At 56.4% G+C, this 26,737-nt stretch carries 20 protein-coding genes and 1 pseudogene; 11 read left to right on the top strand and 10 right to left on the bottom strand.

The window, feature by feature from the left end; genetic code table 11:
• Window positions 1-111: 111 nt before the first annotated feature.
• On the top strand, window positions 112-405 hold the full coding sequence (locus ETG88_RS15270) for a helix-turn-helix domain-containing protein (RefSeq protein ID WP_100777842.1): 294 nt from the start codon (window positions 112-114) through the stop codon (window positions 403-405).
• A 34-nt stretch (window positions 406-439) separates the two neighbouring features.
• Here the strand turns inward: ETG88_RS15270 and ETG88_RS15265 are convergent, their stop codons facing one another.
• The 5 genes and pseudogenes from ETG88_RS15265 to ytfQ all read right to left on the bottom strand — a co-directional run bounded on the left by ETG88_RS15265 (window position 440) and on the right by ytfQ (window position 6,694).
• A complete protein-coding gene (locus ETG88_RS15265) occupies window positions 440-2,008 on the bottom strand; it encodes a methyl-accepting chemotaxis protein (protein ID WP_102104470.1) in 1,569 nt (522 codons plus the stop codon).
• Between the two features lie 93 nt (window positions 2,009-2,101).
• Window positions 2,102-3,103 carry a galactofuranose ABC transporter, permease protein YjfF gene (gene yjfF / locus ETG88_RS15260; RefSeq protein WP_102104469.1) on the bottom strand — a complete coding sequence of 334 codons (1,002 nt, stop codon included), beginning with the start codon at window positions 3,101-3,103 and terminating at the stop codon, window positions 2,102-2,104.
• Window positions 3,090-4,115 carry a galactofuranose ABC transporter, ATP-binding protein YtfT gene (gene ytfT / locus ETG88_RS15255; RefSeq protein ID WP_129035707.1) on the bottom strand — a complete coding sequence of 342 codons (1,026 nt, stop codon included), beginning with the start codon at window positions 4,113-4,115 and terminating at the stop codon, window positions 3,090-3,092. The genes yjfF and ytfT overlap by 14 nt, the downstream gene beginning before the upstream one ends.
• Window positions 4,116-4,125: 10 nt before the next feature.
• Window positions 4,126-5,628, bottom strand: coding sequence for a galactofuranose ABC transporter, ATP-binding protein YtfR (ytfR, locus tag ETG88_RS15250; RefSeq protein WP_129035706.1), 1,503 nt, complete (start codon window positions 5,626-5,628; stop codon window positions 4,126-4,128).
• A gap of 110 nt (window positions 5,629-5,738) precedes the next feature.
• Window positions 5,739-6,694: pseudogene (ytfQ, locus tag ETG88_RS15245) on the bottom strand (galactofuranose ABC transporter substrate-binding protein YtfQ).
• A 306-nt stretch (window positions 6,695-7,000) separates the two neighbouring features.
• On the opposite strand from ytfQ, the gene ppa reads away from it, so the two are divergent.
• From ppa to ETG88_RS15230, 3 genes are all read left to right on the top strand, one after another.
• Complete coding sequence (gene ppa / locus ETG88_RS15240; protein WP_064324598.1) at window positions 7,001-7,531, top strand: inorganic diphosphatase; 531 nt, start codon at window positions 7,001-7,003, stop codon at window positions 7,529-7,531.
• 185 nt (window positions 7,532-7,716) lie between these two features.
• Entirely contained in the window at window positions 7,717-8,787 is a 1,071-nt protein-coding gene (gene yncE, locus ETG88_RS15235) for a 7-bladed beta-propeller protein YncE (protein WP_129035705.1), read from the top strand.
• Between the two features lie 73 nt (window positions 8,788-8,860).
• Window positions 8,861-10,843 (top strand): TonB-dependent receptor domain-containing protein, encoded by a 1,983-nt coding sequence (locus ETG88_RS15230; RefSeq protein ID WP_129035704.1) that lies wholly within the window; start codon window positions 8,861-8,863, stop codon window positions 10,841-10,843.
• 41 nt (window positions 10,844-10,884) lie between these two features.
• Here ETG88_RS15230 and ETG88_RS15225 read toward each other — a convergent pair whose 3' ends face one another.
• The 3 genes from ETG88_RS15225 to tamA are packed head-to-tail and all read right to left on the bottom strand — an operon-like array spanning window position 10,885 to window position 16,738.
• Window positions 10,885-11,229, bottom strand: coding sequence for a gamma-glutamylcyclotransferase family protein (locus ETG88_RS15225; RefSeq protein ID WP_095280525.1), 345 nt, complete (start codon window positions 11,227-11,229; stop codon window positions 10,885-10,887).
• Window positions 11,230-11,231: 2 nt separating this feature from the next.
• Window positions 11,232-15,008 (bottom strand): autotransporter assembly complex protein TamB, encoded by a 3,777-nt coding sequence (gene tamB / locus ETG88_RS15220; RefSeq protein ID WP_129035703.1) that lies wholly within the window; start codon window positions 15,006-15,008, stop codon window positions 11,232-11,234.
• Complete coding sequence (gene tamA, locus ETG88_RS15215) at window positions 15,005-16,738, bottom strand: autotransporter assembly complex protein TamA (RefSeq protein WP_100777850.1); 1,734 nt, start codon at window positions 16,736-16,738, stop codon at window positions 15,005-15,007. Before tamA ends, tamB begins: the two co-directional genes overlap by 4 nt.
• Window positions 16,739-16,962: 224 nt before the next feature.
• On the opposite strand from tamA, the gene msrA reads away from it, so the two are divergent.
• Window positions 16,963-17,604 (top strand): peptide-methionine (S)-S-oxide reductase MsrA, encoded by a 642-nt coding sequence (gene msrA, locus ETG88_RS15210; protein ID WP_100777851.1) that lies wholly within the window; start codon window positions 16,963-16,965, stop codon window positions 17,602-17,604.
• Here msrA and ETG88_RS15205 read toward each other — a convergent pair whose 3' ends face one another.
• A complete protein-coding gene (locus ETG88_RS15205; RefSeq protein WP_100777852.1) occupies window positions 17,605-18,663 on the bottom strand; it encodes a LacI family DNA-binding transcriptional regulator in 1,059 nt (352 codons plus the stop codon).
• A 190-nt stretch (window positions 18,664-18,853) separates the two neighbouring features.
• On the opposite strand from ETG88_RS15205, the gene ETG88_RS15200 reads away from it, so the two are divergent.
• The 6 genes from ETG88_RS15200 (at window position 18,854) to paeA (ending at window position 26,441) form a co-directional block, all read left to right on the top strand.
• Window positions 18,854-20,008, top strand: a complete 1,155-nt coding sequence (locus tag ETG88_RS15200) for a Gfo/Idh/MocA family protein (RefSeq protein ID WP_129035702.1) — start codon at window positions 18,854-18,856, stop codon at window positions 20,006-20,008.
• Between the two features lie 17 nt (window positions 20,009-20,025).
• Window positions 20,026-21,204 (top strand): Gfo/Idh/MocA family protein, encoded by a 1,179-nt coding sequence (locus ETG88_RS15195; protein WP_129035701.1) that lies wholly within the window; start codon window positions 20,026-20,028, stop codon window positions 21,202-21,204.
• Window positions 21,205-21,206: 2 nt separating this feature from the next.
• On the top strand, window positions 21,207-22,274 hold the full coding sequence (locus ETG88_RS15190; protein ID WP_129035700.1) for a Gfo/Idh/MocA family protein: 1,068 nt from the start codon (window positions 21,207-21,209) through the stop codon (window positions 22,272-22,274).
• A gap of 12 nt (window positions 22,275-22,286) precedes the next feature.
• Complete coding sequence (locus ETG88_RS15185) at window positions 22,287-23,312, top strand: Gfo/Idh/MocA family protein (RefSeq protein ID WP_129035699.1); 1,026 nt, start codon at window positions 22,287-22,289, stop codon at window positions 23,310-23,312.
• Between the two features lie 58 nt (window positions 23,313-23,370).
• Window positions 23,371-24,909: an MFS transporter gene (locus tag ETG88_RS15180; RefSeq protein ID WP_129035698.1), complete on the top strand. Its 1,539-nt coding sequence runs from the start codon at window positions 23,371-23,373 to the stop codon at window positions 24,907-24,909.
• Between the two features lie 194 nt (window positions 24,910-25,103).
• Window positions 25,104-26,441 carry a polyamine export protein PaeA gene (gene paeA / locus ETG88_RS15175; RefSeq protein WP_100777858.1) on the top strand — a complete coding sequence of 446 codons (1,338 nt, stop codon included), beginning with the start codon at window positions 25,104-25,106 and terminating at the stop codon, window positions 26,439-26,441.
• A 74-nt stretch (window positions 26,442-26,515) separates the two neighbouring features.
• Here the strand turns inward: paeA and ETG88_RS15170 are convergent, their stop codons facing one another.
• Window positions 26,516-26,722 (bottom strand): DUF1107 domain-containing protein, encoded by a 207-nt coding sequence (locus ETG88_RS15170; RefSeq protein ID WP_012015808.1) that lies wholly within the window; start codon window positions 26,720-26,722, stop codon window positions 26,516-26,518.
• Between the last annotated feature and the right edge of the window lie 15 nt (window positions 26,723-26,737).

Raw genomic sequence — 26,737 nt, 5'->3', positions numbered from 1 at the left:
ATTTATATATTTTACCGTATAAATGAATATAAAAATGGCGCTTTAATCTTCCCGCCCTCTCGCGCATTATTCTGAACAGTTAACTATTTATTCAGAGGAGCGCCCGACGCGATGCAAAATTATTCTCGTGCAAACACCGGTATTGATTTAAACCTCATTCCCGTTTTTATTGAGATTGTCCGATGCGGCAGCATGGCGAAAGCCTCTGTGCGTCTTGAGATGTCCCGCCCCGCCGTCAGCCTGGCGTTGAAGCGTTTTAATCAGCTTTTTGACGAGCCATTATTTATTCGTAAAGGCTTATATCTTGAGCCAACGCCAAAAGCGTTAGAATTGACAAATTCGTTGGAAAATTTAATGGCTGATATTCATGAAAATATTGGCGCGGTGAATACTGCGGAAGCGTAAACCCTGACGCGTTATACGCCAGGGTTTATTATTATCAGGCCGTTTGCGCCGACAGTTTAAACGATGACATCGCTTCAATCAGTTCGCGCGACTGCTCTTCAAGGGAACGCGTCGCGGCGGAAGATTGTTGTACCAGCGCGGCATTTTGCTGCGCTGTCTCATCCATTTGATTGACTGCAATATTCACCTGCTCAATACCTCGACTCTGCTCAAGCGACGCGTTGGCGATCTCTCGCATCAGTTTGGTCATGCGCAGCACTTCCGTTGCAATCTCATCCATCGTCTCACCGGCCTGTTGCGCCAGCTCGCTCCCTTCGCTGACGTGAGTCTGCGAATCGCTGATGAGAGTGCGGATCTCTTTCGCCGCATCGGCGCTCCGGCTGGCGAGATTACGCACTTCCCCGGCCACCACCGCAAACCCACGTCCCTGCTCGCCCGCACGCGCCGCTTCCACCGAGGCGTTAAGCGCCAGGATGTTGGTCTGGAAGGCGATGCCGTCAATCACACTCAGAATGTCGGCGATGCGCGCAGAGCTGCCTGAGATATCGCGCATTTTTTCAATCACGTAGCACACCATTTCGCTGCCGTGATCGGCGGTATCCGAGACGCGTTTCGCCAGCTGATGCGCCTGCTCGGCGTTATCGGCGTTTTGCTTCACGGTGGCGGTGATCTCTTCCATGCTGGCCGCCGTTTGCTCAAGGGAGGTTGCCGTGGATTCCGTGCGCTGGGCCAGATCCAGGTTACCTGCCGTCAGTTCCCGGCTGCCTGTGTCAATCTGCGAGCTGGCATCACGCACGCGCATGACGGAGCCCATCAGCGACTGGCGCATCTCTTCGATGGCCGCATTCAGGCGGTTAAACTCCTGACTGGTCGGCGCGTTCAGGCTGTGAGTCAGATCGCCCGCCGCCACATGTTCAAGCTGGGCGATCGAAGCCAGAAGCGGCTTGAGCAGCATATGGCGCAGGGACAACCACGCCAGCACGATGATCCCGGCGGTCAGCAGCGCGGCAATCACAATCAGCAGCATCACCCGGTTTTTGCTCGACTGCACCGCTTTCACTTCCGATTTCCCGCGCTTTTCGCTCCACGACTGGAACGCCTGCATATCGTTATCAAACTGGCGTGCGACCGGAATCAGCTTGTTCTCCAGCAGATCGTAATAGGCATCGGCGCTTTGCTGGTTAAGGGCAGCCACCATCGGGGTGATCCCTTCGGCGTTATAGGTGGCAAAACTCGCCGCCACCTTATCCAGCAGTTGCTGTCCTTTCGGATTATCAATGCCGCCGTCGATCACCCCTTTCAGCGTTTTTTGCGCCTGGGCAACTTCGCGATTGATGTTCTGCACGGATTTGGCGGCATCATCCAGCATGCCGATCTCCATCAGCCGAACGGCCTGACCCGCCTCATTGCGCGCACGCAAAATCAGCGTGTAACCCGCGTTGAGCTGCACCATCTGTTCACCCTGAAGGTGATTGATGCGCTGTAAAGAAGAGGAACTCTGTGTGAGGGCATAAATGCCAATGCCGCTGACAATCAGCAGCAGAAGGGTCATAACGGCCAGTAACGAAAGCAAGCCGGTACGAATCGATAGCGTTTTCAGCATGATGTTATTTCCGGTAGCGAGATATTTCTGGACAGAAATAAAGGTTATCGACCGCTACCGGAAAAAGTTTACACTTTAAGCAAATTCAGGGTGTTATCTGTTGAGCGGTGTAGTGCTAACGCGCGTCACAGGCGAGCTGAGGCGGTTTTCCCACAGCACCGTCAGGCCTCGCTGCAGCGCGATAAAGATGAACAACAAAATGCCAATCGCGATTTTGGTCCACCAGGAGCTCAGCGTGCCGTCGAAGTTGATGTAGGTCTGAATAAGCCCCTGGATCGCCACGCCAAACAGTGTCCCAAGCACTGTCCCCACGCCGCCACTCAACAGCGTGCCGCCAATCACCACCGATGCAATCGCATCCAGCTCTACGCCCACGCCCGCCAGCGCGTAGCCCGCCTGGGTGTAGATGGAAAAGACAATCCCCGCCAGCGTCGCCAGCCCGGTCGAGAGCATATAGATACGAATGGTCGTGCTGCGGGTGGAGATCCCCATCAGATTCGCCGAGGTCGCGCTGCCGCCGATGGCGTACACCTGGTTACCAAAACGGGTGCGATGGGCGAGGAAAATGCCGATCACCACCACGCCTAACATCAGCAGGCCCATCGCGCTCAGACGCCCACCGCCGGGGATTTTCCACGCCAGGCTTGAGAGCGTGTCGTAGATCGGGTGGTTAATCGGAATTGACTCTTCCGATACCAGATAGCTCACGCCGCGCAGGAAGAACATCCCGGCGAGGGTAATGATAAACGCCGGGATCTTCAGGGCATCGATCAGCAGACCCATGAACGCCCCAAACGCGCAGCCCATCGCCAGCACCAGCGGGAAGGCCAGCAGCGGCGAGATCCCCCAGAAACCGATCGCTTTGGCGAGGAATACGCCGGTAAAAGCGATCACCGAGCCGACGGAGAGATCGATCCCGCCGGAGAGGATCACGAAGGTCATGCCGACGGCGATGATCCCGAGAAAGGCGTTATCCGTCAGAATGTTGCAAATCACGCGCGTGGAGGCGAAACCGGGGAATTGCGTCAGGCAGTAGAGATACCCCAGTACGAAGACCCCCAGCGTGATCATGAGCGGTAAATTACGTTTTATCATGGCCGCGAATCCCCTTGATGATGCTAATAAAGCGCGACGACTGAACAATCAGCACGCAGAGCACAACCACCGCTTTCACCACCTGATTCAGCTCCGGCTGGAAGCCCGAAAGCAGAATTCCAGTGTTCATCCCCTGGATAATCAGCGCGCCAATCACCGACAGCAGCAGGTTAAAGCGCCCACCCATCAGCGATCCGCCGCCAATCACCACCGCCAGAATGGCGTCCAGCTCCAGCCACAGCCCGGCGTTGTTGGCATCAGCGCCGCGAATATCGGCGGCGACGATGATCCCGGCAATCGCCGCGCAGACACCGCTCAGCACATAGGTCAGCATCACCACCATACGGGTGCTGACGCCCGCATTTTTCGCGGCGCGAATGTTGATCCCAACCGCTTCGATAAACATCCCCAGCGCCGTTTTGCGGGTAAACAGCCAGAAAACGATTAGCGTGACCAGCGCAATGATCACCGGCGTCGGGAACAGCAGCAGCTTGCCGCTGCCGATCCACGCCAGCGACGGTGAGTCAAAGGTGACGATCTGCCCAGAGGTAATCAGCTGCGCCACGCCGCGCCCGGCCACCATCAAAATTAAGGTCGCGACAAACGGCTGAATTTTGAGAAGCGAAACGAGGACCCCGTTCCACAGCCCCGCCAGCACCCCGGTGCCCAGCGCCGCTAAAATCACCACAGGCAGACTGTGCCCGGCGACCGTCATCGAGGCGGCAGTCGCGCCGGCGATAGCCATGGTCGCCCCCACAGAGAGATCAATGCCGCCGGTGGCAATCACCAGCGTCATACCGATCGCCAGCAACGCCACCGGTGCCGCGCGGTTTAGGATATCGATGGGGCTACCGAACAGCCGCCCATCCTGCAAAATGATCTGGAAAAAGTGCGGCGCAACGAGGCTGTCCACCACCAGCACCAGCAGCAGCGCCACAATTTGCGGCGTGCCGGTAGGCCAGCTGAAGCGGCGCCTGGACTCGCCAGGCTTTGGAAGAGAACGGGACATCACGATTGACTCCTTATGCCGCGATGGCATTCATGATCGCCGGAACGGAGAGTTCATCCAGCGGGATCTCTGCCACCTGCTTGCGATCGCGCATGATAATCACGCGATCTGCATACCCCACCAGCTCCTCAAGCTCGGATGAGATAACCAGCAGCGCCAGACCGTCGGCGCAGAGCGTTTCGATCAGACGAATAATTTCCGCGTGCGCGCCAACGTCGATACCGCGCGTCGGCTCATCAAGGATCAGGAACTGCGGTTTGGTCAGCAGCCAGCGGGAGAGCAACACTTTTTGCTGATTGCCGCCGGAGAGAAACTCAATCGGCTGTTCAGGGCTGGGAGTACGAATACCCAGCTGGCGGATAAAGCGTTCAGCGATGGCAATCTGCTCGCGCTTCGGAATGGGCCGTAGCCAGCCGCGCTGCGCCTGCAGCGCCAGAACGATATTTTCGCGCACCGAAGCCGCGGCAATGATGCCGTCGGTTTTACGATCTTCCGGGCAAAAACCGATCCCCAGGCACGAGGCCTGATGCGGCGATCGCAGGGTTTGCGGTTTGCCTTTGATCATCGCGCTGCCGCTGTCGGCGGGCTTGATGCCGAAGATCACCTCGGCGGTTTCGGTGCGACCGGACCCCAGCAGGCCCGCCAGACCGACAATTTCGCCGGGACGCACTTCCAGGTTGAACGGCGTGATGGTCCCTTTTTTGCCGAAATCTTTGAAGGCGGCGACGGGTTTGTCGCTCAGCAGTGTGCGGCCCGCGCGTTGCAGCGCATGGGTGTCCAGCTCGCGACCCAGCATCATTTTGACCAGTTCGATCTGCGGCAGCTCGCGGGTGTCGCGGCAGCCGACAAAACTGCCGTTGCGCAGAACCGTAATACGATCGCTGACCTGATAGACCTGATCGAGGAAGTGGGTAACGAAGATCAGGCTGACGCCCTGATCGCGCAGCTGGCGCATCAGGGTGAAGAGCATTTCCACTTCCTGAGTATCGAGGCTGGCGGTGGGTTCATCGAGGATCAGCACTTTGGCAGAGAGATCGATGGCCCGGCAAATGGCGACAATCTGCTGCATCGCTACGGAAAAGCGGTTCAGCGGCTCGCGCACGTCGAGGGAGAAACCGTAGGATTCCATCAGTCGGGTGGCACGCGCCTCCATCTCTTTTCGGCGCAGCAGGCCAAACCGGCGCGGCTCACGGCCAATAAACAGATTATCCGCCACCGACATGTTCGGCAGCAGGTTCACTTCCTGGTATACGGTCCCGATGCCCAGCTGCTGGGCGTGAGCGGTATTTTTCGGTGAAATGGCGTTGCCTTCCAGCCAGATGCTGCCGCGATCGGCGTGATATACCCCGGTTAAGGCCTTGATCAGCGTCGATTTCCCGGCGCCGTTTTCCCCGAGCAGCGCCATAATCTCACCGCGTCGCAGGCTGAAATCGACGTTATCCAGCGCTTTCACGCCGGGGAAGAATTTGCTTAATCCTTCGGTTCGGAGGATTTCCTGGTGTTGTTCAACGGTCATGGTTCCCCCTGCATCAAGCCGAATGACGCTGCGCTTATCCGGCCTACAAAAGCGTGTACTGTAGGCCGGGCAAGCGCAGCGCCACCCGGCTTTTTTCCTGGCTTAAAGGCTTAGTAGCCCATGTTTTTCTTCTTCTCTAACTCTTCTTTCGCCGTATCTGGCAGATAGAGGGTCGATTTGGTGATGGTCAGCTGTTCTGGTTTGGTGCCGTCTTTCTTGAATTTCTCAAGGGCATCAAACGCTGGACCAGCCATGTTTGGCGTCAGCTCGACGCTGGCATTCGCTTCGCCGTCGATCATCGCTTTATAGATATCCGGTACGCCGTCGATAGAGCCGGTGAGGATATCTTTGCCCGGCTTCAGGCCCGCTTCTTTGATCGCCTGAATTGCGCCGATCACCATGTCGTCGTTATGGGCGTAAACCATGCAGATGTTTTTGCCGTTGTTTTCCGCTTTGATGAAGCTCTCCATAACCTCTTTACCTTTACTGCGGGTAAAGTCGCCGGACTGAGAACGGATGATTTTGATGTTTGGCGCTTTGGCGATGGCTTCCGCAAAGCCTTTCTTACGGTCAATCGCCACGCTCGCGCGACGGTGCCTTGCAGTTCGACGACGTTACACGGCTTGCCATCCACCTGCTTAATCAGCCAGTCGCCGATCAGCTGCCCTTCGAGCACGTTGTTGGCGGTGACGGTGGTCATATAGAGAGATTTGTCTTTGACATCAATGGAACGGTCGAGCAGGAATACGGGGATTTCAGCGTCTTTGGCTTCTTTAAGCACCGGTTCCCAGCCCGTCGCCACCACCGGCGCGATAAAGATGGCGTCTACGCCCTGGGCGATAAACGAGCGCACCGCTTTAATCTGGTTTTCCTGTTTTTGCTGACCATCGGCGATTTTCAGCGTGATGCCGCGTTTTTGGGCTTCGCTTTTCGCGACATTGGTTTCCGCCGCTCGCCAGCCTGATTCAGAGCCAACCTGCGAAAAACCGACGGTTAATGGTGCGGCCATCGCCATAGACGACATGGCTGCCGAAACTGCTGTGACAAGAAGTAAGCGCTTCCACATAATGATGCCCTCGTAGCCCAGGTTATTGTTGGTCAAAAGATGTTCTGCGAAAAAACTATAGCCAATGGGCGATGTAACGGATTGCGTTACATCACACTTCAGAAAAGTGAATAAAACGTTAATCACAAGTTTGTAATCGCTTTCATTCGCCCATTAAATATGCGGCTGAGTTTATGGATTTTCCTGTCATGGAAAGGGTCTGAAAATGGCACCAGGATGCGGATGAGAATGAAAACAGGCGGAGACTTTCGGCGCGAGTTGGCTATAATACTCGCCACTTGTTTAGCATACATATAGGACACTCACATGAGCTTACTCAACGTCCCTGCGGGTAAAGAACTGCCGGAAGACATCTACGTTGTTATCGAAATCCCGGCCAACGCAGATCCTATCAAATACGAAATCGACAAAGACACCGGTGCGCTGTTCGTTGACCGTTTCATGTCCACTGCGATGTTCTACCCGTGCAACTACGGTTACATCAACCACACCCTGTCTCTGGACGGTGACCCGGTAGACGTGCTGGTCCCAACGCCATACCCACTGGCCCCAGGTTCTGTGGTTCGCTGCCGTCCGGTTGGCGTTCTGAAAATGACCGACGAAGCCGGTGAAGATGCGAAACTGGTTGCGGTTCCGCACACTAAGCTGAGCAAAGAGTACGATCACATTAAAGATGTGAACGACCTGCCAGAACTGCTGAAAGCGCAGATCACTCACTTCTTCGAGCACTACAAAGATCTAGAAAAAGGCAAATGGGTTAAAGTTGACGGCTGGGACAACGCAGAAGCAGCGAAAGCTGAAATCGTTGCATCCTTCGAGCGCGCTGCTAAGAAGTAATTCTTACGCCCAATGCTAAGCCCCGCGAGTCGGGGCTTTTTTGTGCCTGTCATTCCATATCCCCTTAACAATTAACCGGTTATTGTCCTACCAGAAAAGGTAGCCGTTGTTCACATAACTCAATTGATAATGAGAGTAGATATCATTATCATTTTCACTTCGTAAATAAATGTGAATAAACGTCAATGACCCTACACAATGTGAAGACCCTCAAAGCCTCCGTCGCACTCGCGGTTACTGCTGCTTTTATGCTGACCAGCGTGTCTGGTTACTCGGCCACCCTGCCAGAGAAAGACTTTATCACCCAGCCCGTAGGCCACGGTGTCTACGAACTGGCCTACGACGGAGAGGCAAAGGTGCTGTTTGCCGCCAGCGCCCCCTCTTTTGATAAAGACAAAACCAACGGCAAAATCTACAAGCTGGACCTGGAAGATCTGACCGGCACGGGCGTCATTGAAACCACGCGCCGCGCGTTTGCAACTGTGCTGGACGAAGAGAGTCAGACGCTTTACGTGGGCAATACCCTCGAAGGCTCCGTGACCCTGATCGATACGCGCACCGGCAAAGAGCAGGCCGTTATTCAGCTCGCCGACACCAGCAATCCGAAAGATATCGCCCACACCCGCGAAATGGTGCTCGATAAACAGCATCACCGCCTGTACGTTACCGGCGTGGTGGAGAAAGGCATCGTCTGGGTGGTCGATACGAAAAAGCGTCAGCTCATCAACACGCTGACCAATATGGGCGAGTACCCGACCGGGCTGGCGCTGGACGCGGAGAAAAACCGTCTGTACGTGGTGAATGGCCGCAACGAGCTGATCGCTGTTGATACCCAAAGCGATACCATCGTCAGCCGGTTCAGCGTCGAACCGGAGAAAAAACACTTCTTTCTGAATATCGCCCTCGACAGCAAAAACAACCGCGCTTTCCTCACCGACCCGGATTTACCGAAGGTGCTGGTGGTGGATATCACTACCGGCAAGGTGCTCCAGCACATCGACGTCACCAACTCGCTGGCGGTGCTCTATAACGAAAAGCGTCACGAAGTTTACGTCACGCACCGCAACGCCAAGCTCATCAGCATTATCGACAGCCAGACATATCAGCTGAAAAACAGCATCGCGACCAATGCGATGCCGAACAGCCTCGCCCTCTCCTCCGACGGTAACGTGCTGTACGCCAGCATTAAACAAGACGAGAAAGTGGCAAAAGAGAAACCGGATTACGTCATCAAAATCACGCTCGATAAGCTCTGATTTCATCATCCACCACACCTTGCGGCGTAAGACCGCAGGGTGTTTTTTTATTTTTCCTTTTGGGTTTATGGCTATGAAAACGCGTCAATTTATTACGTTCACAGGCATGGTGGCGTTAACCGGCACACTGGTTTTACCCGCGCAGGCAGATGATGAAATGGTGGTCACCGCGACCGGCTTTTCACAACAGAAAAAAGAAGCGCCCGCGACGATTTCAAGTATCGATCGCAAAACGCTGGATATTCAGCCCGACCAGACCATCGGCGACGCAATTAAAAATATCCCCGGCGTGTCGGTCTCTAACGGCGGCAGCGATATGGCCAACGGCAGCATCATGATGCGCGGTATGGACTCGAGCTACACGGCGTTTATGGTCAACAGCGTGAAGCAGAACACCAGCGAATCGCGCCCCTACGGCCAGGATATCGGTGCCGAAGCAGGCTTTTTACCGCCAATGGAAGCCATCGAACGCATCGAAGTGATTCGCGGCCCGATGTCATCCCTGTACGGCTCTGACGCCATCGGCGGCGTGGTGAACGTGATCACCAAAAAACCCTACGGCGTGGCCGACTGGACCGGCGCTATCGCCGCCAATACCTGGCTGCAGGAGCATAAAGATCTGGGCAACACCAGCCAGCTGAACCTGTTCGCGATGGGACCGCTCATCCAGGACAAACTCGGCCTGAGCATTGCCGCCGATGGGCTGGATCGCCGCGATGACGAGCGCCAGAACTACTTCGGCAAGCACAACCGTAAATCCGTCGATGCCACCCTGGGCCTCAAGGCCAGCGAAAATAATCTCTTTGACCTGAATGTGGTTGTCGGCGAGCAGGAAAAAAATCGCACCAAAAAACGCGGTACGCCGTGGATGTGGAAATTCGATCGTGACGCCGTGACGCTCACCCACACCGGCTGGTATGCGGATGACACCATTGCGACCACTAACTACATCAACTACGAGAAAGGGCGTTCGAAGTACCTGCTCGATAACACCTCGCCGGAGTACGTGCAGACGGAAAACTACGTCGCCAACTCGCAAACCACTTTTACCTTCGATAACCATAAGCTCACCGTCGGCGCGAACTTCACCCGCGAAGAGCTGAACGACCACTTCTATGAATCGGGCAAAACGCTGCCGGGCGTCGAACCGGTCACCAAAGTGACACGCAACGGCTGGGCGCTGTTCGCGGAAGATGGCTGGACGATTAACGACTTTACCTTGACCACCTCCGCGCGCGGCGATTACGACAGCTACTTCGGCGCGCACATCACACCAAAACTGTACGGCAACTGGGCGATTTCTGACGCCTGGGCGCTCAAAGGCGGGATCTCCGCCGGCTATAAAAAACCGGAGCTGCGCGCCACCTCCGATCAGTTTGTCACGCCGCACGGATCAACGCCGCCGTATCCGTTCCTGACCGTGGGTAACGACGATCTGAAACCAGAGAAAAGCCTCAACGCCGAAACGGGCCTCTACTGGACCGGGGAAGCCGTATCGCTGGACGGCACCGTCTTCTACACCCAGTTTAAAGACAAAATCTCCGAGCAGACGATTTGCGAAACCACCGCCACCAACCAGTGCGAAGTGAACGGCTATAAAGCGGATTCCGTCGATAAATACTTTAACGTCAGCAAAGCGGATGTTTACGGTGTTGAGCTGAATGGCGACTGGCAGATCACCCAGGATCTGAAAGCGAATGCGAACTACACCTACAACCACAGCGAGCAGAAATCCGGCGTGAATAAAGGCTTCGCGCTCAACGACTATCCGCGCCACATGGCGAACCTGTCGCTGAACTGGGCGGCAACGCAGTCGCTGGATCTGTGGAGCAATGCGAACTACCGCAGCAGTAACCGGGACAGCAACAGCGGCACAAAGTATGAGGCTTACACGCTGGTCGATATCGGCGCGCGCTACAAGCTGAATAAGAACACGCAGCTGCTGGCGGGGATTTACAACCTGTTTGATGCGGATCCGAAACGCGAAACGTCGTGGGGAGAGTACGGGCAGCTCGAAGGGCGTCGGTATAATCTTGGCGCGCGCATCGAGTTTTAAGGTGCCAAAAACAACGCCACCCGAAGGTGGCGTTGTTTTTATCAGTACTGGTCTCTGTCTAACCAGTTACCGCTTTCAATCAGTTTCAATCCATCGACCGGACGCTGGTACACGTACATCCATGCACTGCCATACGGGGTCTGGATCAACTGGCGTGCATATTCACCGCCCCTGGTGCGCAAGGCATCAAGTTCAGCAAGTGTAGCGTTATCAATACGATAAACTTCACCCTGTACCGTCCCGTTCCCCGGAACCGCGCCTGGATAGTGGCCCAGACTGTACAACTGGTAGTTCTCGATATTGTAATTTCCCAGCAACTGGGCGTTCGTCATCCAGTGACTGTTGCCCTGCCTGGTTCGTAAACTGCCGTATACAAATATTCGCATTGCTAAAACTCAAACTGATAGAGCAAATCGAGCGCCTGGTCTACGCCAGACACCGCTTCCAGATATAGCTTAGGCATCAGCCGATAGCGTAGCGTGAGAGTTGCCAGTGAGTCAAAGATCCCCACGCCATATTTCACCTGTAGACCCGGCAGTACATAGCCGCTGACCACCACCTGCGAAGAGTCACCGACCCCCTGGGTGTCCAGCGCCAGATTACTTACGCCAAACGTCTCGCCGATTTTACCCACAACCTGACCACTTTGTGCAACCCCCAGGCCGACTAACATTGAAGTCATCGCCGCACTATCGCTCTGCTGGCTGTCCAGACCCTGCCCGCGCAGCAGATAAGAGAGCGCTTCCTGCTGCGACATCGCCGGATCGGAGAAGATCTCCGCCTTCGGCTCGTCGGCCGTTCCGGTGACGCGCACCCCGGCAATCACATCGTTTTCGGTCGACTCTGGATTACGAATCGCTTCGATATTGAGCAGCGGCTGGTCCGGCGGGCCGGAGAACAGCAACTCGCCTTTGCGCACAATCAGATCCTGGCCGTAGGCGTGGAAGCGCCCTTCCGGAATGTTAATTTGCCCGTTCAGGCCCAGCCCTTGCTGATCCTGCGCCACTTTCAGGTCACCCGTTAGTCGCGCCTTCAGTCCAAACGCATCGAGACGCACGTTGTTGCCGACGTGAATGATCAGGTTACTGTTAATCGGAATCGCGGCGCTTTTGGTTTCGACCGGCTTCAGATCGTTATTCAGCATCACCTCATCACTGGAAACGCCGACTGCGCTTTCCGGCACGTCGTGAACCACGATGCGCGCCCACGGCACATCGACACGGCCATCGAGGGTAAACAGGCTCGGCGTCGCCTCGAACACCACATCCGGCGACACGTCGAGGCGCACCATTGGAGGCACCGTGATACGCACCCGGCTGCCTTTCGCCGCCACGCGCGCGCGCCAGTTATCGATCTGGCTCCAGTCGGCGTCACCGCTGAGGTTGATTTGCCCTTGCTGCGTGCGCACCACCCCGGCCAGCGTCGAGCTCATGCCGTTGAAGTTCATTGAGATCTGGCTCGGCTGCATATCAAATGGCATAAAGTTACCGTCGATATCCACACCGTTGAGCTGCATCTGGCCAAACAGCTGCGGGCTTTCGGCGTTGCCCGCCAGACGCAGATTGGCGCTGAGCATCCCCGCCGCTTTTTCGCCGCGGGAGAAGATCGGGTTCACCATCGCCAGGTTCATATTGCGAATATTGACGTTACCGCCCAGATTACGCCGTCCTTGCGGATCGGTGATCTGCACCTGGCCGTCAAACTGTCCGTTGTTGGTCAGGCGAATCAGCCAGCCCAGCTCCGCACGGTTGTTATGCAGATCCGCCGTCAGGTTCAGCGTCTCGAACGCCACCGGCAGCGGCGCGTCGTTCACCGTCTGGGTCACTTTTACGTTGCGCCCGGAGAGGGTCACGTTGCCTTGCGGCAGCCCTTCTTTGGTGGTGTCCCAGGACACATCGGCTTTACCGCTAAAGACGCCGCTCGCTTCGGTAGTTTCTGGCATAAACGGCTTGAGCATCGCGAGATCGAAGCGGTTCAGATTCACCACCGCACGCCCTTCCGCACCGGCATCAATGGTCTGTGGCACGCACAGTTCGGCGTTCGGGTTAGTCCAGCAGTGTGGCCCGATGCTGATTTTCTGCTCGGCGTTGCGGTAATCCAGCGCGATGGAGCGGGACAGCGTCAGTGGCCCTACCGGCGTGCTGAACCGGGTATTATCCAGAACCCCTTTCCAGCGCTCCTCTTTACGGTCGAAACTCCCCGTCAGATGCAGCTGGCCGGAGACCGGCTCGCCCTGCACGCGCAGCTGGAGATCGTGCTGCTTCTCGCTGCCTTTTGCGTCCAGCGTAACCAGGCTGATATTCACATCCGGCTGGGAAATCCGCTCGACGCGCAGGTTCAGGTTACCCGCGATCTGATCGGTGGATTTGACGTCGCCTTTCACCAGAACGCGCGCGACGGACAGCTCCTGCCAGCGCAGATTGTTGGCGGTGATATCCGCCAGCAGCTGCGGCGCGTCGACGGTCCCGCGCACTTTCACTAAGCCTTTCGCAGTGCCGCCGAGGCCCGGCAGGGCATTGTCGAGATTTGGCGCGTCGATGGTGGCATCCAGATTGAGATCTTTAACGCCCAGCTCGCCTTTGATATCGGCGGTGTTGCGTCCGAGCGCCACGTGCAGTTTCGGGATGATCCACTGCAGATAGCTGTTCCCGCGCAGAGAGCCTTCGACGTTCACTTTATTCTGCTTCACGTTGCCGGTAATTTTGAGCTCCGGCACCTCCATCTGCCAGCTTTCGCCGTACAGACTGCCGCGCGTTTTGATCGTTCCGTCGAGCTTCGACGGCCAGTCCGGCACCTCTTTGGCGGTGTTGATCCCTTTGAGGTTCAGCTCGCCGCGCCAGCTGATCGCTTTCTGCCAGTCGAGCAGCGCCGTCAGTTCGGTTTTGCCTTCCAGCGCCGCCACGGAGAGTTTATCGAGGTTAATCTGCTGCTCGTTACCCTTCGCATCCAGAGTGATATCCGCTGGCGGTAACCCTTCGCCTTTCACCGATGTGCGGAACGACAGGGTGTAATCGGTCATTTTACCGCTCAGCTTGAGCTTCAGCTTATCGGCCTGGAACTGTTTTTCGCCGGTAAACGGCCAGTAAAGCTGTTCGCTCACTATCTCCAGATTCAGCGGTAAACCCGCTTCCGCCAGCTGAGTCTGCCCGCGCAACACCATATCTACCGGGCCGGAGAGATTCACGCCAAACTCCAGCTTCTCGCGCAGCGCACCGCCCACTTTCAGCTTCACCTTCTCGCCTTTGAGCGGGTCGATATTCAGGGCGCTGTTGAGGGTGATATCCACCGGCCAGTTGTCCCGCAGCAGCGCCTGCCCGGTCGCGTTCACGCTCCCCTGATTGGTATCAATATCCAGCGCATCGAGCTTCATGGTGCCGTCGATGCTGCTCACTTTCAGCAGCATGTTGAACACGGTCAAATCCGTGTCGCCTGTCAGGCGCAGCTGTTCGCCCTTAAACTCTTCGATATTCAGATTGAGCGGCAGATGAACGTCGGTCATCTCCGGCAGAACCGGCTTCGAGAAGAGATCTTTCAGGGTCTCGCCGAGCGGTTTCTCTTCCGGCTGCGGGTTCTGAATTTTCGGTTCGACGATCTCTTCCTGTGCCACTTTCGCCACTTTCGGCAGGGCGATCAGCAGCCCCTGCAGAGAGGTCGGCGTCAGCGTCAGGTTTTTCTCCTGCCAGCGCAGGCCGGAGGTGAAGTCCATTACCGAAACGGTGGTGTCGTCGATCTTAATATTGACGTTATTGAGCGCCACGCGGTACAGCGCAATCGGATACGGAGTGGAGAGATTCAGCGGGCCGCTGTCCTCCTCCTCGACAGGGGCAGATTTCGGCATTTTGTCCGAATCTATCGCCACGTTAACGTCTTTTAACGACAGATCGTTGACGCACAGGCTGCTGTCACGCAGACAGCTGAGCTTAACCGCAAGGTGAAACTCACCTGCGTTCACCGCCACGCCGGGCTGCTGGTAGCGGATATTCTTCAGACGCAGATCGCGCCAGCCGCCCGTCACCTGGCCGATCTCAAGCCCTGGCACCCAGCGGTTAGCCGCGTTAAACAGCAGATGCAAGCCAGTGGTCGTGCCCACCAGGAACGCCACCGTGCCGAGCAGCAGCACGATAAAAATCAGAACGCCGAGGCTGATCTTCTTCCATAAACTCATAATTCAGGCCCCAGACCGATGTAAAACTGTAAACCGTGTTCGTCTTTGTCGCCGACCGGAACGGCGAAATCGAGCTTAATCGGCCCGACCGGCGATTGCCAGCGCACGCCTACGCCCGCACCGGTTTTGAAATCGCTTTTGCGAATATCGCTCACCGCTTCACCGCCGTCGACAAACATCGCCCCCCACCATTTACCGCTGACGTTGTACTGGTACTCCAGCGAGCCGGTCGCCAGTTTGGAGGCTCCCATCAGCTGGCCTTTGTCATTTTTCGGGGAGATCGATTTGTATTTGTAGCCGCGAATACTGCGGTCGCCACCCGCGAAGAAACGCAGGTCTGGCGGCACTCGTTCGAAATCGCCGGTTTCAATCCAGCCGAGGTTTCCGCGCGTCACAAAGCGGTGTTTGTCATAGAACGTGCGGATCCAGACGTTTTGCGCCTGTACTACCGAGAAATCGACGTCCGATCCCCAGGCGGTATTGGAGTAATCAATCGAGTAACGCTGGGAATCGCCCCAGGTCGGCATCAGACCGCCGCGCGAGCGGGTACGGCTGATCATCACGCCCGGATAGAGCAGCATGGTGGTGTTGGTGACGTTTGCCTGGGTAAAGTGGTCGAGACTCCAGCGCAAATTAATCGCCCGCTGCCAGCCGCTGGAGAGGTCCCAGAAGCGCGACAATGCGAGGGTGGTGGAGTCAGACTCCGTATCGTTTAAATCGGTACGCTTAAAGCCGCCCTGCACCAGGTAATACTGCTCCAGCGGGTTCTTCAGCAGCGGCATTTTATAGCTGAAATCGAGCTGCTGTTCCGGCGCTGAGATGCTGGCGCTGGTGGTAAGGCTGTGGCCGTAGGAGTTCATCCACGGCTTTTTCCACGTCGCTTTCACGCGCGGGCCGACGTCCGTTGAATAACCGACACCGGTTTCGATGGTGTTTTCGGTACGCGGTGAAACCACCCCGTGCAGCGGTAACACTTTGGTTTTGCGCGCCTTGTCGAATTCCGGCGCAACAACCACGGAGTTAAACCAGCCGGTCGCCGACAGGCGGCGGTTCAGCTCTGCCAGATCTTTTGACTGGTAGTAATCGCCCTCTTTGAAAGGGATCAGGTTTTGCAGATACTCGTCGCGGATTTGCGAGCCTTCGAAGGTCACGTCGCCAAAACGGTAGCGTTCGCCGCTATCGTAATCGATATCCCAGAACGCCTGGCGGCGGTCGAGGGCAACGCCCAGCTGGCTTTTATTGAACTGGCTGTCGAAGTAGCCCTTACGCAGCGCGACGCTGGTAAGCTCTTTTTTGAAGTGGTCGTAGTCGCCGTGATTCAGCACGGTGCCCACTTTCGGGCGCGTGCCCAGCAGATCCAGATAATCACGGTCAGTACGCGCGCCGCCGCGCAGCACCACGTTGGTGCCGCCGATCAGCACCGGCTCGCCCTTGGAAACGCGGGCAATTAACACCTGACGGCCCTTGGCCGGTGGTGGACGTAAATCGAAATCAATGGTGGGTTCGTAGTAGCCCAGCGCTTTTAACCCTTCGCGGATCGCGTCATCTACGCGCGCGCGAAAGCGCCGGTCCGGCGTCACTTCGTCACTCTCAATCGTTGACAGCTGTGCACGCACGTTTTTTTCCAGCGTCCCGGATAACCCCTCAACCTGCAAACGGACATTCGCCGCGCTGGCGACCCCGCTTGTCAGCAATAAACTGACCAAACAAAACTGGCGGATCTTTGGCACGTTCTCTCCTGAATATCCTTGTTTCCACCCCTGGAAGCAATTGATGTACCGCTCCGCGGCGTATCACGGCATAAAGCCCAAAACCCAATAAGAGGGTTGAAAAATGGCCGAGAGGCCTAATATTTCTTATGTTTAAATCTAGACTCATTCAGCGTATTTATTGTGTTCAATTAAACGCTCCATGACAACCTTAACTGAAACATCGCTGCCCCGGAGGCCCTACCGTGAGTTTATTCGACAAAAAGCATCTTGTTTCTCAAGCAGATGCACTACCGGGACGTAATACGCCAATGCCGGTCGCTACCTTACACGCTGTGAACAATCATTCAATGACTAACGTCCCGGACGGGATGGAGATCGCCCTCTTCGCCATGGGCTGCTTCTGGGGCGTCGAGCGTCTGTTCTGGCAACTGCCGGGCGTCTACAGCACGGCGGCGGGTTACACCGGCGGTTACACGCCAAATCCGACCTACCGCGAAGTCTGCTCGGGTGATACCGGCCACGCAGAAGCCGTGCGCGTGGTGTACGACCCGGCGATCATCAGCTACGAACAATTATTGCAGGTTTTCTGGGAAAACCACGATCCGGCCCAGGGGATGCAGCAGGGTAACGATCACGGTACGCAATACCGTTCCGCCATTTACCCGCTGACGCCGGAGCAGGACGCCGCCGCGCGCGCCAGCCTGACCCGCTTCCAGGAGGCGATGAATGCTGCGGGCGATAAGCGTCACGTCACCACCGAAATCGCCAACGCCACGCCGTTCTACTACGCGGAAGATGACCACCAGCAGTATCTGCACAAAAACCCGTACGGCTACTGCGGGATCGGCGGGATTGGTGTCTGCCTGCCGCCACAGTTAGCCTGATTACTGATCCAGCGCCACGCGAGCCGCGTGGCGCGTGGCATTACTGACCGATCCAAAATCCATCACTTTGCCCTGCAACAGCAGGTTAAACACCGACGCCTGTGGCCGGTTCAGCCGCGTCTGAAGCAGGTGCACCGCCTCAATCCCCAGCTCACGACACGGCACCGTGACGCCCGTCACCGGCGCATCCAGCCGGTTTTGCAGATTCCAGGTGAAATCGGTGGTAATAATAGAGATATCCTCCGGCACGCGCAGACCGCGACGCTGCAACGCCCTGAGCACCCCTTCCGTCATACTGGTGCTGTTGGGGAAAATCACCTGCGGCCACTGGGTTTTATCGTGCCCGGCCAGCCAGTCGTCGAGGGCGCGCTCGGCCTCCTCCGCCGTAAACCACTCGGTTACCAGCAAATCGTTTTGCGGATCGAACGGCACATGAAAATGGCGGTACGCCTCTTTAATGCCGTCGAGGCGCGCGTAGAGCGTCTCCCGGCGCAGGCAGGTCATGGTCAGAATTCGGCGGTGGCCCTGCTCGAAGAGATGGCGCATGGCGGTAAACCCGATGGCACGATGATCGGGCGAAACAGAATCGAGCGCCATTTCCCGATCGATGGAGTTAATTAAAACGCAGGGCTTATTCAGGGTGGTGGCGAGTTTAAAGATGGTGGAATCATCAGTGCCGATAATAATGATCGCGTTAATATTTTTATGCCCGGCTTTTTCGAGAAATAATTTTACGTCCGCGCGCTGTTCTTCTAATCCGCAATAACTGATCCAGACATCATGGGGTGCACTGGCTTCGGCAATGCCTTTCGTCACCTCAAGATAAAAAATATCCCCGCGTCCCTGAAAGGTGCGTTCAGGGGCAAACACCGCAATGCCGTTAATCAGCAGCCGCCCGCTCGCCATGGACGCCAGCACGCCAAGTTCCCGCGCGCAGCGCACGATGGCCTCGCGGGCCTTGTCGCTGGTATAGGATTTGCCGCTTAAAACCCTGGAAACGGTGCTGACGGAGTAGCCCGTCAACGCCGCAATTTCGTCCATTTTTAGCTTGCCCGGCATAGTGTGACCTCGCTCGCATTCAGTTTTTGCAATTATTTGCAGAAACAGCCTGTTGATTTTAAAACCAAATTTACCGGGCGTAGGTGTTTACTTATACGCCTTGCGAGTATTCTCACAAAAACACATTGTCGCTGCGGTTCGCCTTTCCTATTTTCCCCTCATCACTCTTTTTAACGACTTAAGGTGTGACATGGAAAAGGTACGGTTTGGCATTATTGGTATCGGCAATATCGGCACGGTTCATGCGCGCTATCTGTTAGCGGGTGTCGTTAAAGATGCCTGTCTGACGGCGGTCTGCGATAACGCTCCCGAGAAACATCACGCCATTCGGCAGCTCGTCGGCGAGTCCGTCGCGCTCTTTCATGAGGCTGAAGAGCTGCTCACCAGCGGGCGAATCGACGCAGTCATTGTCGCCACGCCCCACTACGATCACCCCCGGCTTTCCATCATGGCGATGCGCCACGGCATTCATACCCTGTGCGAGAAACCGGCGGGCGTCTACACCGCGCAAGTGCAGGAGATGAACGCCTGCGCACGCGAGTGCGACGTGGTGTTCGGCATCATGTACAACCAGCGCCCTAACCCGCTGTATCAGAAAGTGAAAGATCTGATCGACAGCGGCGAGCTGGGCGAAATCCGCCGCTCTAACTGGATTATCACCAACTGGTATCGCTCACAGAGCTACTACAACTCCGGCGGCTGGCGCGCCTCCTGGAAGGGCGAAGGCGGCGGCGTGCTGCTCAACCAGGACCCGCATCAGCTCGATCTCTGGCAGTGGCTGGTCGGGATGCCGGTGCGGCTGCGGGCGTTTTGCCAGTTCGGTAAACATCGTCAGATTGAAGTGGAAGACGAGGTGACTGCCTACGCCGAATACGCCAATGGCGCGACCGGGGTGTTTATCACCACCGTCGCCGAAACGCCGGGAACCAACCGGCTGGAGATCACCGGCGATCGCGGCAAAGTGGTGGTCGAAGAGGGAAAACTGCGCTACTGGCGGCTGCGGGAGTCCGAAACCGACTTTAACGCCCGCTGGCAAAACGGCTTTGGCGAGCCGGAGTGCTGGGAGGTTTCCATCCCGGTCGCTGCGGAGTGCAGCGAACACCACGTCATTACCGCCAACTTCTGCGCCGCCGTGCTGCGCGGCGAGCCGCTGATTGCGCCCGGGCTTGAGGGGATCAACGGCCTGACGCTCTCCAACGCCATGCATTTATCAACCTGGACGGACGACTGGGTCACGCTCCCGCTCAATGAAAAACAGTACCTGCGCCTGCTACAACAGCGCATCGCCACCTCTGTGGACAAAGAGACCACCAGCCGCACCCTGGATGCCTCAGGCACCTGGTAACACCGGAGAAAAGAACGATGTTAAAAATCGCCATCGTGGGAACAGGGAACATCTCGCATAACCATATTCAGAGCTATTTGCAGTTCGGCCAGCGCTGCACCATCGTGGCGCTGGTGGACATCTACCCGGAAAAAGCGCACGAAAAAAAAGCGCGCTACGGCCTGAATGACGCGCGCATCTATGAAAGCCACCAGCAGATGCTGGCCGCCGAAGCGGATATTGATATCGTCGACGTCTGCACGCCGCCCTACGTCCACGCCGAAATCAGCATCGACGCCCTGAACGCCGGGTGTCACGTCCTGTGTGAAAAACCGATGGCCGCGTCGCTTGAGGAGTGCGACGCGATGATTGCCGCGCAACAAGCCAGCGGGAAAACCCTGTCGATCATCGCCCAGAACCGCTTTACCGACGCCTTCTGGCGGCTGAAAGCGGCGCTGGATTCCGGCCTGGCGGGCAAAATCTGCCACGCGCAGGTGGACTCGTTCTGGTGGCGCGGCCACTGCTATTACGACCTGTGGTGGCGCGGCACCTGGGAGAAAGAGGGCGGCGGCTGCACCCTCAACCATGCGGTTCACCATATCGACGCCATCCAGTGGATGCTGGGCTTTCCGTCGGAAGTGGTGGCGATGATGACCAACGTCGCTCACGACAACGCCGAAGTGGAAGATCTGAGCGCCGCGATTTTCAAATACCCCAGCGGCGCACTCACGCAGCTCACCGCTTCCGTGGTGCACCACGGAGAAGATCAGAAGATTGTGATTCAGGGTGAGAAAGCGCGGATCTCCGCACCGTGGGAGGTGTTCGCCAGCGTCAGCGCCGACAACGGTTTCCCGCAGGCCACGAACGATACGACGCGCGAAACGCAGCTGAATGCGGTATTTCACGAGACGCCCAAACTCGAGTGGACGCTGCATACCGGGCAGATCCACGACCTGCTGCGCGCGGTTGAACAGCAAACCGCTCCGCTGGTCGATGGCGTGCAGGGCAAACGCTCCCTTGAACTCATCACAGCCATCTATAAATCGTCCATCACCGGAAGTGTGGTCCGACTGCCCATCTCCCGCGACGACCCGTTCTATCGCACCGGTGGCACCAACGTGCTCGCCCCGCGCTTCTACCAAAAATCCGCCAGCGTCGCCAATTTCAGCGAAACCGGCGCCATTCCATTAGGCAAAAATCTGGACCAGGGGATCTGACCATGAATAAACATGACGGTATGAATTACGCGCCCGTGGGCAAACCACAGCCGGTGGTCCAGCCCGGTGAATTCGTCTTTGCGGCGGCGGCTCTCGATCACGGCCATATCTACGGCATGTGCAACGGGCTGATGGAGGCCGGGGCGACGCTGAAATGGGTCTACGATCCCGATCCCGCGAAAGTGGATAAATTTGTGCAGCAGTATCCGCAGGTGAAGGTCGCTGACTCGCTGGAGGTGATTCTTGCCGACAGCGACGTGCAGCTGGTCGCCGGGGCGGCGGTTCCGTCCGAGCGCTGCGCGCTGGGGCTGAAAGCCATGGCCGCCGGTAAAGACTATTTCACCGACAAAGCCCCCCTGACTACGCTGGATCAGCTCGATGATGCCAAAGCGATGGTGGCGAAAACCGGGCGTAAATACGCGGTCTATTACAGCGAGCGTCTGCACGTCGAAAGCGCGGTGTTTGCCGGGCAACTGGTGAAACAGGGGGCGATAGGTCGCGTGGTACAGACCCTCGGCACGGGCCCACACCGCGAAGGGCAAGGCCGCCCGGACTGGTTCTACGAGCGGCGCTATTTCGGCGGCATTCTGTGCGATATCGGCAGCCACCAGATCGAGCAATTCCTGTTTTACACCGGCAACTACGAGGCCACGGTGGTCGCCAGCCAGGCACGAAATTTCAACCATCCGCACCACCCAGATTTTGAAGATTTCGGCGACGCGATGCTCAAGGGTGAAAACGGGGCCAGCGGCTACTTCCGCTGCGACTGGTTTACCCCCAACGGGCTGTCAACCTGGGGCGATGGGCGTCTGACGCTGCTCGGCACCGACGGGTATATCGAAATCCGTAAATATGTCGATCTCACGCGCGGCGAACAGGACGTGGTGTACCTCGTCAACAACGAGGGCGAATTCCGCTATCCGGTGGCGGGTCAGGTCGGTTTCCCGTTCTTTGGCGAGCTAATTCTGGACTGCCTGAATCGCACCGAAAACGCGATGACCCAGGCGCACGCCTTTAAAGCGGCCGAGCTGTGCGTGAAAGCGCAGATGCTGGCAAACGCGGCGGATTAACGAGAGGTGCGGATGAAAACGCTCAATGCAGCCCTTATCGGCGGCGGCGCGATCCACAGCTGCCACGTCATTGCCCTGCGCCAGATGCCTGGCGTGACCCTGCGCGCGCTGGCGGATATCAACAGCGAAGTCGGTTTGAAGCTGGCGATGGCGTATCAGTGCCGCTTTTATCAGGATTATCAGGAGATGCTGCTGGATGACGAAATCGACGTGATTCACATCTGCACGCCGCATTTCGAGCATAAACGGATGATTCTGGCGGCCCTTGCGGCAGGAAAGCATGTGTTCTGCGAAAAGCCGGTGGGGATGAACGGCGGCGAAATCACGGAGATCGCGCACGCCGCGCAGAATGCGGCGGGGCTGCTTGGCGTGTGTTATCAGAACCGGCTCAACCCCACCAGCCAGCGCATCCGACGGGAGCTGGCAGAGGGGGAGATGGGCAAGATGCTGAGTATCAAAGCCGTGCTCACCTGGTCGCGTTCGGGTGCTTATTACACCGAAAGCCCCTGGCGCGGACGTTTTGCCACCGAGGGCGGGAGCTTGCTGATCAATCAGGCGATTCACACTCTCGATCTGATGCAGTGGTTTGCGGGCGGCGTGACGCGCCTGAAAGGGGTCGTCGACAGCGGCGAGCTGGCCGACGTGACGCAAGCCGAGGACAGCGCGATGGCGACGCTGCACTTCACCAACGGCGCGCGCGGCCTGTTTTACGCCACTAACTGCCACACCACCGACTCGCCGCTGCTGCTCGAGATTCACTGCGAAAACGGCACCTTGCAGCTGTGCGACAACGCCCTGTGGCGGTTGTGCAACGGCGAGCGGGTGAAACTGGTAAGCGACGCATCGACAAACGGTGTCGCAAAAAGTTACTGGGGTTTAGGCCACCAGCACGCGATTGGCAATTTTTATGCTGCCATCCAAAACCCGGAAAAAGCGGATTACACCGATATTCGCGAAGCCGGAAAATCAATCAACCTTGTGGAGGCCATTTATCGTTCATCCCAGATTCGGCAATGGATTGAGATTAATCAGCAGTGAATAAAAATCGGCCAGAATAAATCTGGTTCATAATAACCCTACTCTGAGTATCAATATTATGGTCAAACCAACTGAACGCAGGGTTGGTTATGGTGTGGCACTTGGCTACGGCATAACCGATCTGTTTGGCGGAGGCGCTTTCGCCATTATTGGCACCTGGCTGTTATTTTTTTATACCACCTATTGCGGACTGAGCGTGCTCGAAGCCGGTTCTATCTTTGCTATTGCGCGGGTCATTGACGCCGTATTAAGCCCGATTATGGGTTATATCACTGACAATTTTGGCAATACCTGGCTCGGGCGAAAATTTGGTCGTCGCCGCTTCTTTTTATTATTAAGTTCACCGCTGATGTTTTTATATGCCCTGCTGTGGGTAACCGATATGGGCTACTGGTATTATCTCGGCACCTATTTGTCGATTGAATTATTGTCGGCGATGGTGCTCGTGCCGTGGGAGACGCTGGCGGCTGAGATGACCAACCGCTACGAAGAGCGCAGCCGCTTGTCCGGAGTGCGCATGATCTGCTCCCAGCTCGGCGGTTTTCTGGCGGTGTCCGTGCCCGGCGTGATTATGCATTTCACCGGGAAAGATAATCCGTTTACTTATACCCTCACCGGATTGATCTTCTCCTGCGTCTTTTGTCTCGCGGTATTTATTACCTGGCGCACCACCTGGGAGGCGAAAGATGTGCATCAGGAGTCCGATTTTAAAATTGAGACCCACCGCAGTAGCGGTTTACTCAATCACCTGAAATATCTGGTGCTGGATCTCTTCTCCGCCTTCCAAATTCGCGCCTTTCGTTTACACATCATCATCTATATTTTCTCGTTTACCGCGATGGATGTGTTCGGTTCAGTTTTTACTTATTACGTGGTCTACTGCCTGAGCCAGGACGCAGCGGCGGTTTCCGGCTGGCTCAGTATCGCCGCGTTCGCCTCGGTGCCGGGCACTTACGGATTTATGCTGCTGTTAAACCGGCTGAATATTTCTCCGTCCGCGGCGCTGCGAATCGCTTACGGCTGTATATTCTTCGTGCTGGCGTTCTTGTTCGCCGTCTATTACACGCAAACCCAGGTCCCTGCGCTGCTGTTCTCGGCGGTCTTTATTCTGCTTGGCGCGGCGCGTGCCGGGTTGTATTACATCCCGTGGAACATCTACAGCTTTATTCCTGACATCGACGAGATGGTCACCCAGCAGCGCCGGGAGGGGATTTTTGCCGGCGTCATGGTACTGACGCGTAAAAGCACCGTCGCGCTGGCGATCATGCTGATCGGCGTGGTGTTGCAGGAGTCCGGGTTTGTGAAAGGCAACGGCGCGCAGCCTGAATCGGCACTGTACGCCATTATCGGCCTGATGCTGTTCGCCACCTCCGCGCTGCTGGCGGTGAGTTTCATCACTACCTATAAATTCACCCTAACGCGCGACACCCACAAACTGCTGCTCAAAGAGATCGCCCGTCGCAAACTGGGCGGCGATTACCGCGACTGCGATGCGCGTACCCGGGTGGTCATTAAACAGCTCACGGGCTATGAGTACGACGAGGTCTGGGGCGGTAACGCCGCACGGCGACCGGTGGATAATGTCAGTTTGTCTTGATTGAGGGAGCCGGGCAGCACACGCCTGCCCAGCCTGTTTTTGCCAAAAATGTGACCTCTGGCGGATTTACACACGTTTACGCTATACTACCCGCTGAAATAATCGGCTCAACGCTACGAGCCGATGTTCAATGTGTCTTCACACAAACGAAATCAACTTCCCTTCCGAGGATCTGGCGAGAAGCCGGATAAACTATGTTAAACAGTATTTTAGTAATACTTTGTCTTATTGCCGTCAGTGCATTTTTCTCGATATCTGAGATTTCGCTGGCCGCCTCCCGCAAGATCAAACTTAAACTGCTTGCCGACGATGGCAATCTCAATGCACAACGCATCCTGAAAATGCAGGAAAACCCCGGTATGTTCTTTACCGTGGTGCAAATCGGTCTGAACGCCGTCGCCATTCTCGGCGGTATCGTGGGTGACGCAGCCTTTTCTCCGGCCTTCTATAGCCTGTTCTCGAAGTACTTCTCGCCTGAACTGTCCGAGCAGCTGAGCTTCATTCTCTCCTTCTCGCTGGTGACCGGCCTGTTCATCCTGTTCGCGGATTTAACCCCGAAACGCATCGGTATGATTGCGCCAGAAGCTGTGGCTTTGCGCATCATCAACCCGATGCGCTTCTGCCTGTACGTGTTCCGTCCGCTGGTCTGGTTCTTTAACGGCCTGGCAAACACCATTTTCCGCCTCTTCAAACTGCCGATGGTGCGTAAAGATGACATCACGTCTGATGATATTTACGCGGTGTTTGAAGCCGGTGCGCTGGCAGGTGTTCTGCGTAAGCAGGAGCATGAACTGATCGAGAACGTGTTTGAACTCGAATCCCGTACCGTGCCGTCCTCCATGACCGGGCGCGAAAACGTGATTTGGTTTGATCTGCACGAAGACGAGCAGAGCCTGAAAAACAAAGTGGCCGAGCATCCGCACTCCAAGTTCCTGGTCTGTAACGAAGATATTGATCACATCATCGGCTACGTCGATTCAAAAGATCTGCTGAACCGCGTGCTGGCTAACCAAAGCCTGGCGCTGAACAGCGGTGTGCAGATCCGCAATACCCTGATTGTGCCGGACACCCTGACGCTCTCCGAAGCGCTGGAAAGTTTCAAAACTGCGGGTGAAGACTTCGCGGTGATCATGAATGAATACGCGCTGGTCGTAGGTATCATTACGCTGAACGATGTAATGACCACCCTGATGGGTGACCTGGTCGGCCAGGGCCTGGAAGAGCAGATCGTCGCGCGCGATGAGAACTCATGGCTGGTGGATGGCGGCACGCCGATTGAAGACGTGATGCGTGTGCTGGATATCGACGAATTCCCGCAGTCGGGCAACTACGAGACGATTGGCGGCTTTATGATGTTTATGCTGCGTAAAATCCCGAAACGTACCGACTCGGTGAAGTTCTCCGGCTATAAGTTTGAAGTGGTGGATATCGACAACTACCGCATCGACCAGCTGCTGGTGACACGCATCGATAACAAACCGACCGTGCTGGTGCCGAAGCTGCCAGACGCGGAAGAGAAAGCCTCGGCGTAAGTGCCGCACAAACATCAACGGCTCCCAATGGGAGCCGTTTTTATATACTGCTTTAACTACTGCATAGCACGTGGTTAAGCCATCTCAGTTTGCAGACGCATAACCTGGCGGTTGACTTCGGACATCACAGAATAGTGCTGTTTGTCCTTCACTTTCGGGATAAGAATTTTGCCCTTATCAAATTCGAAAGCGCCAACATCCTTGATGTACAACCGTCCTCGGAACAGGATCTTCACGTACTTCGCCACCTGAAGCGGGTTGTAGCGTTGGAAAATTTTCATTCTTGTATCTCCTGC

Origin of the sequence: Lelliottia nimipressuralis (assembly GCF_004115925.1) — a bacterium.
Classification (GTDB): domain Bacteria; phylum Pseudomonadota; class Gammaproteobacteria; order Enterobacterales; family Enterobacteriaceae; genus Enterobacter; species Enterobacter nimipressuralis.
The sequence above is the reverse complement of the archived record's forward strand: the minus strand, read 5'-3'. Positions and strand labels throughout refer to the sequence as shown.

Excerpts from the sequence above, each read along its gene's own strand:
- ETG88_RS15270 (WP_100777842.1), top strand. The coding sequence starts at position 112 with ATGCAAAATTATTCTCGTGCAAACACCGGTATTGATTTAAACCTCATT.
- ETG88_RS15265 (WP_102104470.1), bottom strand. The coding sequence starts at position 2,008 with ATGCTGAAAACGCTATCGATTCGTACCGGCTTGCTTTCGTTACTGGCC.
- yjfF (WP_102104469.1), bottom strand. The coding sequence starts at position 3,103 with ATGATAAAACGTAATTTACCGCTCATGATCACGCTGGGGGTCTTCGTA.
- ytfR (WP_129035706.1), bottom strand. The coding sequence starts at position 5,628 with ATGACCGTTGAACAACACCAGGAAATCCTCCGAACCGAAGGATTAAGC.
- ppa (WP_064324598.1), top strand. The coding sequence starts at position 7,001 with ATGAGCTTACTCAACGTCCCTGCGGGTAAAGAACTGCCGGAAGACATC.
- yncE (WP_129035705.1), top strand. The coding sequence starts at position 7,717 with ATGACCCTACACAATGTGAAGACCCTCAAAGCCTCCGTCGCACTCGCG.
- ETG88_RS15230 (WP_129035704.1), top strand. The coding sequence starts at position 8,861 with ATGAAAACGCGTCAATTTATTACGTTCACAGGCATGGTGGCGTTAACC.
- ETG88_RS15225 (WP_095280525.1), bottom strand. The coding sequence starts at position 11,229 with ATGCGAATATTTGTATACGGCAGTTTACGAACCAGGCAGGGCAACAGT.
- tamB (WP_129035703.1), bottom strand. The coding sequence starts at position 15,008 with ATGAGTTTATGGAAGAAGATCAGCCTCGGCGTTCTGATTTTTATCGTG.
- ETG88_RS15205 (WP_100777852.1), bottom strand. The coding sequence starts at position 18,663 with ATGCCGGGCAAGCTAAAAATGGACGAAATTGCGGCGTTGACGGGCTAC.
- ETG88_RS15200 (WP_129035702.1), top strand. The coding sequence starts at position 18,854 with ATGGAAAAGGTACGGTTTGGCATTATTGGTATCGGCAATATCGGCACG.
- ETG88_RS15195 (WP_129035701.1), top strand. The coding sequence starts at position 20,026 with ATGTTAAAAATCGCCATCGTGGGAACAGGGAACATCTCGCATAACCAT.
- ETG88_RS15190 (WP_129035700.1), top strand. The coding sequence starts at position 21,207 with ATGAATAAACATGACGGTATGAATTACGCGCCCGTGGGCAAACCACAG.
- ETG88_RS15185 (WP_129035699.1), top strand. The coding sequence starts at position 22,287 with ATGAAAACGCTCAATGCAGCCCTTATCGGCGGCGGCGCGATCCACAGC.
- ETG88_RS15180 (WP_129035698.1), top strand. The coding sequence starts at position 23,371 with ATGGTCAAACCAACTGAACGCAGGGTTGGTTATGGTGTGGCACTTGGC.
- paeA (WP_100777858.1), top strand. The coding sequence starts at position 25,104 with ATGTTAAACAGTATTTTAGTAATACTTTGTCTTATTGCCGTCAGTGCA.
- ETG88_RS15170 (WP_012015808.1), bottom strand. The coding sequence starts at position 26,722 with ATGAAAATTTTCCAACGCTACAACCCGCTTCAGGTGGCGAAGTACGTG.